Origin of the sequence: Streptococcus sp. HMSC056C01 (assembly GCF_001811305.1) — a bacterium.
GTDB lineage: Bacteria > Bacillota > Bacilli > Lactobacillales > Streptococcaceae > Streptococcus.
Window position 1 is genome coordinate 1 of sequence record NZ_KV804194.1, and the last position, 12,303, is coordinate 12,303.

Annotated in this window: 11 protein-coding genes; 4 read left to right on the plus strand and 7 right to left on the minus strand. The window is 39.0% G+C overall.

Translation table 11 applies throughout. The features are described from left to right. Positions 1–180 precede the first annotated feature (180 nt). Entirely contained in the window at positions 181–1,668 is a 1,488-nt protein-coding gene (gene zwf, locus HMPREF2795_RS03815; protein WP_075228263.1) for a glucose-6-phosphate dehydrogenase, read from the plus strand. A gap of 39 nt (positions 1,669–1,707) precedes the next feature. On the opposite strand, the gene ftsY is transcribed toward zwf, so the two are convergent. Genes ftsY through HMPREF2795_RS03830 form a run of 3 tightly spaced genes read right to left on the minus strand, consistent with a single transcriptional unit; the run spans position 1,708 to position 4,775 of the window. After that, positions 1,708–3,162, minus strand: a complete 1,455-nt coding sequence (ftsY, locus tag HMPREF2795_RS03820; RefSeq protein WP_075228264.1) for a signal recognition particle-docking protein FtsY — start codon at positions 3,160–3,162, stop codon at positions 1,708–1,710. 3 nt (positions 3,163–3,165) lie between these two features. Next, entirely contained in the window at positions 3,166–3,984 is an 819-nt protein-coding gene (locus HMPREF2795_RS03825) for a Cof-type HAD-IIB family hydrolase (protein WP_075228265.1), read from the minus strand. Next, the gene (locus HMPREF2795_RS03830; protein WP_075228266.1) at positions 3,984–4,775 is read right to left on the minus strand and encodes a Cof-type HAD-IIB family hydrolase; all 792 of its coding nucleotides are present in this window, start codon (positions 4,773–4,775) and stop codon (positions 3,984–3,986) included. The genes HMPREF2795_RS03825 and HMPREF2795_RS03830 overlap by 1 nt, the downstream gene beginning before the upstream one ends. A 333-nt stretch (positions 4,776–5,108) precedes the next feature. Here HMPREF2795_RS03830 and HMPREF2795_RS03835 point away from each other — a divergent pair, with 333 nt between their 5' ends. After that, on the plus strand, positions 5,109–5,576 hold the full coding sequence (locus tag HMPREF2795_RS03835) for an 8-oxo-dGTP diphosphatase (protein ID WP_075228267.1): 468 nt from the start codon (positions 5,109–5,111) through the stop codon (positions 5,574–5,576). Positions 5,577–5,891: 315 nt separating this feature from the next. On the opposite strand, the gene HMPREF2795_RS03840 is transcribed toward HMPREF2795_RS03835, so the two are convergent. The 4 genes from HMPREF2795_RS03840 to rnc all read right to left on the minus strand — a co-directional run bounded on the left by HMPREF2795_RS03840 (position 5,892) and on the right by rnc (position 11,584). Then, the gene (locus HMPREF2795_RS03840) at positions 5,892–6,470 is read right to left on the minus strand and encodes an HD domain-containing protein (RefSeq protein WP_075228268.1); all 579 of its coding nucleotides are present in this window, start codon (positions 6,468–6,470) and stop codon (positions 5,892–5,894) included. Between the two features lie 138 nt (positions 6,471–6,608). Further along, a complete protein-coding gene (locus tag HMPREF2795_RS03845; protein WP_000344917.1) occupies positions 6,609–7,268 on the minus strand; it encodes a trimeric intracellular cation channel family protein in 660 nt (219 codons plus the stop codon). 87 nt (positions 7,269–7,355) lie between these two features. After that, entirely contained in the window at positions 7,356–10,895 is a 3,540-nt protein-coding gene (gene smc / locus HMPREF2795_RS03850; RefSeq protein WP_075228269.1) for a chromosome segregation protein SMC, read from the minus strand. Next, on the minus strand, positions 10,886–11,584 hold the full coding sequence (rnc, locus tag HMPREF2795_RS03855) for a ribonuclease III (protein ID WP_000661075.1): 699 nt from the start codon (positions 11,582–11,584) through the stop codon (positions 10,886–10,888). Before rnc ends, smc begins: the two co-directional genes overlap by 10 nt. Before the next feature lie 153 nt (positions 11,585–11,737). On the opposite strand from rnc, the gene HMPREF2795_RS03860 reads away from it, so the two are divergent. Continuing rightward, positions 11,738–12,070, plus strand: coding sequence for a putative DNA-binding protein (locus tag HMPREF2795_RS03860; RefSeq protein ID WP_000402065.1), 333 nt, complete (start codon positions 11,738–11,740; stop codon positions 12,068–12,070). A 2-nt stretch (positions 12,071–12,072) separates the two neighbouring features. Beyond that, positions 12,073–12,288 (plus strand): hypothetical protein, encoded by a 216-nt coding sequence (locus tag HMPREF2795_RS03865; protein WP_000429538.1) that lies wholly within the window; start codon positions 12,073–12,075, stop codon positions 12,286–12,288. Positions 12,289–12,303: the final 15 nt, after the last annotated feature.

Consider the following 12,303-nt stretch of genomic DNA (forward strand, 5'->3'; position numbering starts at 1 on the left):
GCTGACGTGGTTTGAAGAGATTTTCGAAGAGTATGAAATTAAGTTTTTTCCCAGCCTCTTAGTATAGACGTATTGGATTTTTGGATTTTTTAGAAAATTATGATAAAATAAAGGATATGAAAAATGGGGACTCCTCATGCCTAGTTTAACTAGGAAACAAAATAGAAATTAGGTAGCTAGATGTCATCAAAAGTTATTGTTACAATTTTCGGTGCAAGTGGGGATTTGGCCAAACGTAAGCTCTACCCTTCACTTTTTAGACTTTATAAATCAGGTAATCTTTCTGATCATTTTGCTGTTATTGGAACTGCTCGTAGACCTTGGAGTAAGGAGTATTTCGAATCTGTCGTTGTCGAATCTATTTTAGACTTGGCAGATAGTGTGGAAGAAGCTCAAGCATTTGCGAGTCATTTTTACTATCAAAGTCACGATGTTAATGACACTGAGCACTATATCGAATTACGCAAGCTTCAGGCTGAATTAAACGAAAAATATCAGACTGAGCACAACAAACTCTTCTTCCTCTCAATGGCACCTCAGTTCTTTGGTACCATCGCCAAACATCTCAAGTCTGAGCAGATTGTTGACAGTAAAGGCTTTGAACGTTTGATTGTTGAGAAACCTTTTGGAACAGACTATGAGACTGCAAGCAAACTAAACGAAGAACTCCTAGCTACTTTTAACGAAGAGCAAATCTATCGTATCGACCACTATCTCGGTAAGGAAATGATTCAAAGTATTTTTGCCATTCGCTTTGCCAATATGATTTTTGAAAATGTTTGGAATCGTGAGCACATCGATAACGTACAGATTACCTTTGCAGAGCGCCTAGGTGTTGAAGAGCGTGGTGGCTACTATGATGAATCTGGTGCCCTTCGAGACATGGTTCAAAATCACACTCTCCAACTTCTGTCACTCCTTGCTATGGACAAGCCAGCAAGCTTTACAAAGGATGACATTCGCGCAGAGAAAATCAAGGTCTTCAAGAACCTTTACCACCCTACAGATGAGGAACTTAAAGAGCAATTCATCCGTGGTCAATATCGTTCTGGTAAAGTTGATGGCATGAAATACATCTCTTACCGTAGTGAACCAAATGTTAACCCTGAATCTATGACAGAAACCTTTGCTTCAGGTGCTTTCTTTGTTGACACTGATCGTTTCCGTGATGTCCCTTTCTTCTTCCGTACAGGGAAACGCCTCACTGAAAAAGGAACACACGTGAACATTGTCTTCAAGCAAATGGATTCCATTTTCGGAGAACCACTAGCACCGAATGTGCTTACTATCTACATCCAACCAACTGAAGGATTCTCTCTCAGTCTTAACGGTAAAAAGGTAGGAGAAGAGTTTAGCCTTGCGCCAAATTCTCTTGACTATCGAACAGATGCGACTGCTACAGGTGCTTCACCAGATCCATATGAAAAACTGATCTATGATGTTTTGAACAATAATTCAACTAACTTTAGCCACTGGGATGAAGTGAGTGCATCATGGAAATTGATTGACCGTATTGAGAAGCTTTGGGCTGAAAACGGTGCTCCACTTCACGACTATAAGGCTGGTACTATGGGACCTCAAGCTAGCTTTGATTTACTTGAAAAATACGGAGCTGAGTGGACCTGGCAACCTGATATCGCCTATCGTAAAGATGGTCGTTTAGAATAATCAAAAACAATCCTGCAAGAATTCTTGCAGGATTTTCTTTTATATCAAACCTTCTAGAAGGCCCTTCATAAAGTTTTCTGAGTTAAACTCACCGATATCATCGATTTTTTCACCAAATCCAATCAACTTAACAGGAATATTCAGTTCTTCACGGATAGCAAGAACGACACCACCTCGGGCAGTTCCATCGATTTTGGTTAAGACAATTCCTGTAACAGGCGTAATTTTTGAAAATTCTTTGGCTTGTACAAGAGCGTTTTGACCTGTTGAGGCATCCAGAGCTAGGAAGGTTTCATGCGGAGCTTCTGGAACGACACGTTTAATGATACGACCAATTTTTTCCAACTCTGCCATCAAGTTTTCCTTGTTTTGTAAACGGCCAGCTGTATCAATCATCAAAATATCAACACCTTCTGCTACTGCACGTTCCATCCCATCAAAGACCACACTGGCTGGATCTGCTTTTTCAGGACCTGTTACGACAGGCACATCCACACGACGTCCCCATTCAGCTAATTGGGCAACTGCACCAGCACGGAAGGTATCTGCAGCAACCAGCATGACTTTCTTGCCAGCTTGTTTGTAACGGTGAGCAAGCTTACCAATAGATGTTGTTTTTCCGACACCATTCACACCTACAAAGAGCATGACAGTCAACCCATCTTGGAAGTTAATGCTTTCATTGTATTGTCCATCCTTCTCATACAACTCTACCAATTTTTCGATGATGACACGACGAAGGGCATCAGGTTTCTTGGCATTTTCAAGCTTGGCTTCGTAACGCAATTCTTCAGTAAGATTTGAAGCAACCTGAACACCAACGTCACTCATGATAAGCAGTTCTTCTAGTTCTTCGAAGAATTCTTCATCAACAGAGCGGAAGTTAGCAAAGAAGGCATTCAAACGAGCACCAAATCCCGTACGAGTTTTCTTGAGACTACGGTCATATTTTTCCTGTACAGTCTCTTGAACTGGAGGAATTTCTTCGATTACTAGATCTTCTTCCACTTCTTGAGAAGTGTCTGCTTCCGTTTCGTCTGGTTGAACTTGATCAGATTCTTCCTCGCCACTATCACTTGAAGCTACTTCTTCGACTGGTGACTCAGGTTCTTCTGCAACAAACTCCACTACTTCTTGAGAGCTGGCTTCAGTTTCTTCAACTTCTGTTGACTCTGACTCTTCCTGACAACAATGACACTCAGTTTCCTCTTCAAACTGAGTCTCTTCTTCCTGAGGGGTTGCTATTGGTTCAACTGTTTCTGTAGTAGTTTCTGCTACTGGTTCTTCCGACTCACTAGCTTCTTTAGAATAAGTTTCCTCAAATTCTGAACTTTGGTCGATTTCTTCAGTATTTTTCACTTCAACTTCTTCAGTTCCAAGTGCTTCAACTTCCTCGCCAGGTTCTGTCAGATCCAAGTTTTCCAAAGCTTCTTTAACAACTTCTTCGATTTTTGGTTCTTCTTTTCTACCAAATAAACGGTCAAATAATCCCATACTTTAGTTCTCCTTCAGTACATATTTTTCAATGACCCAGGCAACAGCTTCCTCGTCATTGGTCATAGGGGTTACTACATTTGCAACTTCCTTGACCTCAGGCACAGCATTTTGCATAGCGACACCGAGACCGGCCCACTCAATCATCGAAAGGTCATTAGCCTCATCTCCACAAGCCATGACTTGACTTCGGTCAATTCCCAGGTGTTCAATCAGTTTAGCTAATCCAGTAGCCTTATGAACGTTCTTTGGTGACCATTCCAAAAGCATGTCGCGAGATTTGAAAATTTCATAATTGTTAAACAAGTCTGGTGAAATATTAGCAATTGCGGCATCCAGTGGTTCTTGGGCAAAAGCGGTCACACACTTGTTGTAGGTCATCTGACTAGACAAATCTCCAAAGTCAATTGGAACAAAAGTCAGAGCAGGATTAAATTTAGCATACAGACTCTCTTGATCTGATTGGATTTGGTAAACTGTACCTTCTGAAATGGCGTCTAAGGGAATGCCTAGTTTTTCAGTTTCCTCGTAAATACGTGTCACATCATCAATAGAGAATACTGTCTTATCGAGGATTTCACCCGTATTTTTCTGAACCAATCCACCATTAAAGGTGATAGTATACTCATCATCATGACCGTCTGTTCCAAGCTCTTTGAGGAAGAAATCCATGGCCTTGAGGGGACGTCCAGTTGTCAGTACCACTTTGACTCCCTGATCACGCGCAGCCTTTAAAGTTGCCTTGGTACGATCCGTCAATTTCTTGTCTGTCGTCAACAAGGTTCCATCTAAGTCCAAAGCAATTAATTTAATATCTGCCATTACAATTCCTCCATATAAGCAATAACTGATTGGTCTTTGTGGTGTCCAATAACTGTTTCAGCAAGTTCTAAAATCTCTGGACGAGCATTTTCAGGTGCAACTGGGTGCCCTACAACCTGCATCATGTGAAGGTCGTTGAGGTTATCACCAAAAGCCATTACTTGATCCATATCCAGATTTAATTTCTTAGCCAATTCGACAATAGCGACTCCCTTATCAACATGGCCTAAAACGATATCAATGGATTCAAAGCCTGTCGTCATAGCCTTGACCCCAGGAACATGTTCATTGACCCAAGATTCTCCGGCTTCTACTGTCTCTTCAGTAAAGTTAGTTGTGAATTTGAAAATCTCATCGGTAATATCTTCAAGACTGGCTACTTTTTTGATATTCTCATTGTAATGATGACTAAACATAAGATAGGTTTCATCAACTGTATCTAAGACATAGCAAGCCTCTTTACCAGTCAAAAGCATCTTCTTCTCATCAAAATATGGTGAAGTTTTTAGTTTTTCAAATGTTGATAGGTAAAAATCACGAGGCATGGTTGCTTCATAGAGGTCCTCTCCATGGAAACGAACGAGACTCCCATTTTCAGCAATGAAAATAATCTCGTCTTTGACATCCGCAAAATGCTTTTCAAGTGACAAAAGCCCACGACCAGATGCAACAGCAAAATAGATTCCTTTTCCTTTATAAGAATGGAGCAACTTTTTCAGACGCTCCATATCGAATTGACCGGCACCATCCAAAAAAGTACCGTCCATATCCGTTGCTACTAATTTAATCATAAAATTCTTCATACTCCAATTAATAAATCTACCTTCTATTATACCATAGAAAAAGTAAAAAAAGACGTGCTGAATTGACACGTCTTTGTCTTCTATAAATAATCCCGTAGGGCCAATTTAAAGGCCAGGCTGATTTGCTTACTTTCTTTTATATCCAACCTCTCAACACTTTTCTTCCAAAGTTCTTGATTGAAGTCTATTCTGAGAGTTCATCAGCTATTGCGTAAAAATTGTCAATCTTTGGCTGAGATACATTTGTCACAATCATAAATAGCATATAGTTCTTGACATATAATCTTGCATATGAAAAAATACTTGTTGGAGGTTAATCATATGACTGAAAAAATCAAAAACTGGGTTAATATTTGCGTTTTGAAAAATCAAGAAATTTTATTACTTAATAGACAGCACGATAATTTTCCCGGCTGGATTCCACCGGGGGGAAAAGTTGAATTCCCTGAAAGTTTTTTTGAAGCTGCATTACGGGAACTTAAGGAAGAGACTGGTCTCACTGCATTAAATCTTGAATTAAAAGGAATTTCAGGCTTTACTAATTCAATTGGTAATGAGAGATTTGTCTTCTATGACTTTTTATGTACTCAGTTTACTGGTGAACTAAGTACATCTACTGAAGGTGAGCCAAAATGGTGGAATCTAAAAGATATTAATAAAATACCAATGCAAGATGAAATAAGAAAAAGGCTACCACTTTATTTAAGAAAAGGAAGCTTTGAAAGTATTAACTATTGGGATGATAATAAGAAATGCATTAGTGAAAACAAAACAATTTTATTTGACTAATATTCTTTACAGTATAATCAAATGCAAAAATCTCAATCCATTAGTAATTTTTGTATAATTCAATACTCAACACAATCTGTCTTTAATAACATATAGTTTAACGTTTTACAAAACAAGGGTATCTAATAAAAATCATCTACTCTAGCAATTTTTTCCTTGTACCTATAGATAGCTATAAAGCCTTGGAAACATTCCAAGGCTTTCTTTGTATTTTACTGTATCAATTTCCTTATTCCGATTTCAGTTGTGACAAGTTTAATCATATATATTTCCATTCTCCAGTTAAAAATCTATCTTCTATTGGGCCAATTGTTATTAAAAATATAAGCCCTTCTCCACACTTTCCTGAATCAAGTCTTCTGTCAGTCTCCATAATTCTTCTGATTCACTTTTTATGAACTTTTTCTTTTCTAATACCATGTCTGCACTGATATTATCAGGATTATAATTAAATTCTGACACTTCCAAGTGATTTATCAGCGGTACCAAGGCGTCGATAACTCTTGCATATCTTGCTTCAGAACTCTGCCCTTTTTCAAATTCCAACCACGAATTTTTCATTTGTAAATATTTTTCTTCTGGAAGGATACTCAGTGTTTTTTCTATAGATGCTCGTTCTATATCATGAGAATGAAGCTTTTTTTCATCATCAAAAACCCAAGTATCTCCGGCATAAATCTCACCTAAATCATGAATCAATAACATAGAAGTGACTTTTTCCATATCCAATTTTTCAGGATAATAATCTTGAAGAACCATTGCAGCTATGGCACCCTGCCAGGAATGCTCAGCACTATTTTCAAATCTGCCATCAAGAGTTCTATTAAATCTTCTTACTGCCTTTAATTTCTCTATTTCTTTAATAAAATCAACTGAATGTTTCAAATTACTCATTGCTATTCCTACCTTATTCGAAATTACAAATATAATAGCAAAAATTAATCTTTACATCATTAAATTCCCGTATTTGCAAAAAAATAACGCCTAATCCACATGAGATTAGACGCTGATAAAATAACTCTCGCTTATTCATCAATTCAAGGTTCTCTTATCCATATTCGGCAAAGAGAGCTTGAACTTAATAATACAAAGTCGAATCACAAAGCCAACTATTGAGAGAATGATAAAGGCAGTAATTCTTGGAAAGTGAAGGACAAAGGCCAACCAGTAATAAATAACTCCAATTACGAAAGATAGAAGGGCATAAATGTCTTCTTTTAGAACACTTGGAACTTCGTTGATTAAGAGGTCTCGGATAATACCACCACCGGCTCCTGTTAGACAAGCCAAAATCCCTGCAGACATCAAATTTAGCTTGCTATCCACTAATGCTGTCGCTCCAATCAAGGAGAAGATAATCAACCCAATGGAGTCAAAGATGAGATAGGCTTCTCTCAACCACTTATAGAACTTTTTATCATGACTGGCATTGGCCTGTTTTGAAGTCACAAAGACATACATGATAACAGCTACTAGGATAGAGACATAAATGGGGCTAGGATCTGCTAGAGAAGCTGGAAAGCGACTAATAATGGAATCTCTTAGGATTCCTCCGCCTACTGCAGTTACAATTGCCAATAAACTGATTCCAAAAATATCTAAACGTTTACCAAATCCTTTGATGGCTCCTGAAGCAGCAAAGGCTATAGTCCCAATATAATTACAGATCATTAGGAATAGATCGAAATCCATATAAACTCCTCAATTTATTTACATTATCCTTCTGACTTCTTGAAGGTTATTTAAATGCTTAGCTTAAAAATTTGTAACGAGCACTAACTAAGCATCCATATTCTCTAAATCTTTTAGTTTAACAGAAACAATCTTAGAGACACCAGATTCTTGCATCGTTACTCCATAGATAGAGTCTGCTGCTGCCATGGTACCCTTACGGTGTGTAACGACAATAAACTGACTATCCTTGTCAAATCGGTTGAGATAATCTCCAAAACGTTTAACGTTGGCCTCATCCAGTGCGGCCTCTACCTCATCCAAAATAACAAATGGAATAGTCTTGACACGAATGATTGAGAAAAGCAGAGCTAGGGCTGACAAGGCCTTCTCACCACCACTCATGAGGTTGAGAGACTGGATTTTCTTACCTGGCGGTTGGACAGAGATTTCAACACCCGCTGTCAATAGGTCTCCCTCGGTCAGAATTAGGTCCGCTTGACCCCCACCAAACATCTGCTTGAAGGTCACCTTAAAGGACTCACGAATGGCTTCAAAGGTTGACTTAAAGCGTTCTTTCACTTCATCATTCATCTCTGTAATGGTTTCAAGAAGAAGATTTTTGGCAGAAAGAATGTCATCACGTTGACTATTTAAGAATTCCAAGCGTTCGTGAACTTCGTCAAACTGTTCAATAGCATCCAAGTTAACCGGACCAAGTGAACGAATGGATTTTTCCAAATCCTTGACCTTTTGTTCAGCGACAGCCAAGTCTTCCAATTGGTTGGCTTGTTCTAATGCTTCAGTATAACTAATCTGATATTCTTCAGTCAGTTGACCTTGAAGATAGCGAAGGCGGTCCGTAATCTTCTCTTTAGTCGCTTCCGCTCGAGTTTGTTTACGAATCCATTCTTCATTTTGCTGGCGGGCTTGTTCTAAATGACTGGCTATATCATCCAACTGTCCTTCAATATCATCCAGTTCAAACTGCTTACGAATGAGTCCTTGTTGAATTTCTTCCTTCTGACTCTTAGCTTCTATTTCCTGCTTAGTCAAAAGTTCTGTATCAACTTTTTCAAGATTGTCTACCTTTTCTTGGAGAAGGCGTTCGATTTCATCTTGCTCCATATCAAGGTATTCAAGCTCTTTGTTAATCCGTTCAATATCAGCAACTTCATATCGCTTCTGTCCAAGCATTTCTGTTTTGAGCAGACGCTCTTGAGAAAGTTTTTCTTGTAAGTTTTGATAGCGTTCCTGAATAGCATTTTTATTGGACTTGATTTCTTCGATTTCAGATTCAAGCTTTTGCTTTTCGGTTGCAATAACTGCGAGACGTTCTTGGCATTTTTCTTTTTCAGCTTGCCAATCTCCACCTCTGAGATTAGTTAATTCTTGCTCCTGAAGTTTCAAGAGTGTCTCAAGTTCTTCGACCTGCTGGCTAGTTTGTTGATAAGTTAGGTACAAGCCTTGTTCCTGAATACGAGCCTGCTCTCCTTGGGACTTAATGGTCTCCAAAGTTTGAGTGAGGTTAGCTAAGTTTTCTTGAACTGATTTCAGATTTTCCTCCTCTTGACGAAGAAGCTTTTCTTCTTGAGCAATTTCTTTTTGCAATTGCTCCAATTCAGGCTTGATGAAAATGCTGTTATTTTGACGATTGGCACCACCAGCATAAGAACCACCTGTTCGTAGTTCTGTACCATCTAGCGTTACCATACGAACTTGATAGCGTACCTTACGAGCTGCATCACGCGCATGCTTCACTGTATCAAAGATAGCTGTGGTAGCTAGCAGATTTTTAAAGATAGCTTCAAGCTTAGCATCAAAGGTAACCAGTTCATCTGCCATACCAAGAAAACCTGGACTTGAGGCAATCACATCTTGATTCTGCCCAGAAATGCTCCGAGCCTTAATGGTTGTCAAAGGAAGGAAAGTCGCACGACCAGCTCGATTTCGTTTTAGGAAATCGATAGCTTTAGTCGCTGCCTGTTCATCTTCAACTATAATGTGTTGGCTACTTGCACCAAGGGCAATTTCAAGTGCTGTCTGATAACGAACATCAAAGGTTAAATGTTCACTAACAGCTCCAACAATACCGCCCAAGCGATTTTTTTCTTGTAGTACACTCTTAACACCTGCATAAAAATTGCTATGGTTTTTAAGAATGTTCTCCAAACTTTGCGCCTTGGCCTGTTTGTTTTTCAAGCTATCCAAACGGTCAAAGAGTTGATTTTGCTGGCTTTGATAAGCCTGCTTTTGTTCTTCTTCTTGCTTGGCATTGGTCTGGTAGTCAGCAAGTAAGCTTTGTACTTCTTCTTTAGCTGATTTAAGGGCAGCTTCTTGCTCACTAGCCTTGAACTTGGCAGAAGCCAATTGTTCCTTCAAGGATTCTAATTGTTCTTCTTGCTTTTGAGTCTGTTGGCGACTATTTTCAAGGTCATTTTCAATACGTGTCAATTGGTTAGAGACATCCGCTTCTTCCTGTAAGAATGCCACGAAACGTTCACGCAATTGCTCAATCATTTGATCTGGATCATCAGAAAGAGCTAATAATTCTTCTTCTAAACGATTGAGTTCCTTAGTATTGACCGCTAAATTTTCTTCTAACTGACTGAGATTTGCTTCTTTTTCTTCCTTCTCCTGAATGAGAGCATTTCTCTTTTCGTCCAAACTAGCCAAACGTGCCTGAGCTTCTTGTTGATTGAGAGCGACTTGCTCTGTTTCTAGTTTTGATAAAGCTAACTTACGCTCTAAATCACTGATTAAGCTAGTCAAATCCATCAAGCTTGACTGATCTTTTGCCATCTCAGCCTGCAAATCATGCCGTTTCTTCTTGAGACTTTGATTTTCTTCTTCTAGCTCTTGTCGCTTTTGGTAATAACTAGTTAGAAGTTCCTGAACTTGGTTTAATTCTCCTTCTGTCACATCCAATTCAGCCTTATTGGCTTGAATTTGTGCAACCAAAACATCTAAGTAGATTGCTTTACGTTGGCCGTCCAAGTCCATAAATTTACGAGCCGTAGCTGCTTGCTTCTCCAAGGGCTTGATTTGATTATCTAACTCATAGATGATGTCTTCTAAACGGTCTAGATTGTCTTGAGTTTGTTGAAGCTTGCTTTCTGTCTCTTTTCGACGGGTTTTATACTTCAAAACTCCCGCCGCTTCTTCAAATATAGCGCGACGTTCTTCAGGTTTAGAATTGAAGATTTCTTCGACCTTCCCTTGGGAAATGATGGAGAAAGAATCACGTCCGAGTCCAGTATCTAAGAAAAGGTCATGGATATCACGGAGACGAACTTTTTTCCCGTCTATCTTGTACTCACTATCTCCACTACGATAGATATGACGTTCAACTTTGATTTCCTGGCCTGCATCCTTAATAAAGCCATCTTGGTTATCCAAAGTAACAATAACAGAAGCGTAGTTTAGAGGCTTCCGACTTTCTGTTCCTGCAAAGATGACATCAGGCATCTTCCCACCACGCAGACTCTTGACACTAGATTCACCAAGTGCCCAACGGAGGCTTTCAGTGATATTTGATTTCCCAGAGCCATTTGGTCCTACAACCGCTGTCACCCCTTGGTCAAAAACAACCTTGGTCTTGTCAGCAAAGGACTTAAACCCTTGGATCTCAATTTCCTTTAAATACATGAATCCAGCCCTTTCTCAACTGCATTTTTAGCGGCTTCCTGCTCGGCCAATTTTTTAGAGCGTCCTTTACCTGAACCTAGACTTTGCCCCTCAACAAGGACTTCAACCTCAAACATCTTATCATGGGCTGGCCCAATCTCTGAAATCACCTGATAACGAATATCAACATCTCCATTAACTTGGAGCAATTCTTGCAGATGAGTCTTGTAATCTTTAATCATCTCAAAATCACCAGCCTCAACCTTAGGGATCATGACTTGATAGATAAAGGTTTTAACAGTCTTTATATCCTTATCTAAAAGGAGAGCACCTAAAAAGGCTTCGAAGGCATCACCCAAGATGGTATCACGATTACGGCCTCCTGATTTTTCCTCTCCTTTACCAAGCTTGATAAACTGGTCAAACTGACAATCACGGGCAAAACCAGCCAAACTTTCTTCTCGTACAATCATAGCACGGAGTTTAGACAGGTCCCCTTCTGGTTTTTTAGGGTATTTTTTAAACAGATATTCTGAAATCAATAATTGCAGAACAGCGTCTCCTAAAAATTCCAAGCGTTCGTTGTGTGAAATTTTTAAGAGGCGGTGCTCATTGGCATAACTGGTATGGGTAAAAGCTGTTTCAAGTAAGCTTTTATCTGTAAAAACAAGTTCAAAACGGTCTTGTAACACTGATTCTAATTCTTTCATGACTACCTCTTTCTAAATCATTATAATCCTATCCATTATATCAAAAAAAGCCTTCATAGTCAGAAAAGAACAGTGAAAAGCTTATTTTCTAACTTCTCGCTAAAATCAGCCCCCAGCTAGCGAATTAGGCTTTTTTTTGGTATAATAAATCTTATGGAAATTGAAAAAACCAATCGAATGAATGCTCTGTTTGAATTTTATGCAGCCCTTTTGACTGATAAGCAGATGAACTATATCGAACTCTACTATGCAGACGACTATAGTTTGGCTGAAATTGCTGAAGAATTCGGTGTCAGTCGCCAGGCCGTTTATGATAATATCAAACGAACTGAAAAGATTCTGGAAGACTATGAGATGAAACTCCATATGTACTCTGACTACATTGTTCGCAGTCAGATTTTTGATCAGATTTTGGAGCGTTATCCAGAGGATACTTTTCTGCAAGAGCAAATTGAGATTTTGACCAGTATTGATAATAGGGAGTAATCATGGAAAATCTTGTTGTCTATAAAGGAATACCTTGCAAACTATTAGCTGCAGAGAAACCATTTCCTACAAGGCTACAGATTCTCTCACCTGATTCTATTCCTCAAGCCCTTAAAGAAGGATTTAGCTGTTGGGGATATCCAAATGAAATCATGAAAGAAATCACAACCGAAGAACTAGAGAGTTTGCAACATTTCGGACGATTTCCACTGAATTGAAAAAATAGGAGAAAA

What these genes read in the sequence shown, in the direction of transcription:
- zwf (WP_075228263.1), top strand. Translation starts at nt 181, where the DNA reads ATGTCATCAAAAGTTATTGTTACAATTTTCGGTGCAAGTGGGGATTTG.
- ftsY (WP_075228264.1), bottom strand. Translation starts at nt 3,162, where the DNA reads ATGGGATTATTTGACCGTTTATTTGGTAGAAAAGAAGAACCAAAAATC.
- HMPREF2795_RS03825 (WP_075228265.1), bottom strand. Translation starts at nt 3,984, where the DNA reads ATGGCAGATATTAAATTAATTGCTTTGGACTTAGATGGAACCTTGTTG.
- HMPREF2795_RS03830 (WP_075228266.1), bottom strand. Translation starts at nt 4,775, where the DNA reads ATGATTAAATTAGTAGCAACGGATATGGACGGTACTTTTTTGGATGGT.
- HMPREF2795_RS03835 (WP_075228267.1), top strand. Translation starts at nt 5,109, where the DNA reads ATGACTGAAAAAATCAAAAACTGGGTTAATATTTGCGTTTTGAAAAAT.
- HMPREF2795_RS03840 (WP_075228268.1), bottom strand. Translation starts at nt 6,470, where the DNA reads ATGAGTAATTTGAAACATTCAGTTGATTTTATTAAAGAAATAGAGAAA.
- HMPREF2795_RS03845 (WP_000344917.1), bottom strand. Translation starts at nt 7,268, where the DNA reads ATGGATTTCGATCTATTCCTAATGATCTGTAATTATATTGGGACTATA.
- smc (WP_075228269.1), bottom strand. Translation starts at nt 10,895, where the DNA reads ATGTATTTAAAGGAAATTGAGATCCAAGGGTTTAAGTCCTTTGCTGAC.
- rnc (WP_000661075.1), bottom strand. Translation starts at nt 11,584, where the DNA reads ATGAAAGAATTAGAATCAGTGTTACAAGACCGTTTTGAACTTGTTTTT.
- HMPREF2795_RS03860 (WP_000402065.1), top strand. Translation starts at nt 11,738, where the DNA reads ATGGAAATTGAAAAAACCAATCGAATGAATGCTCTGTTTGAATTTTAT.
- HMPREF2795_RS03865 (WP_000429538.1), top strand. Translation starts at nt 12,073, where the DNA reads ATGGAAAATCTTGTTGTCTATAAAGGAATACCTTGCAAACTATTAGCT.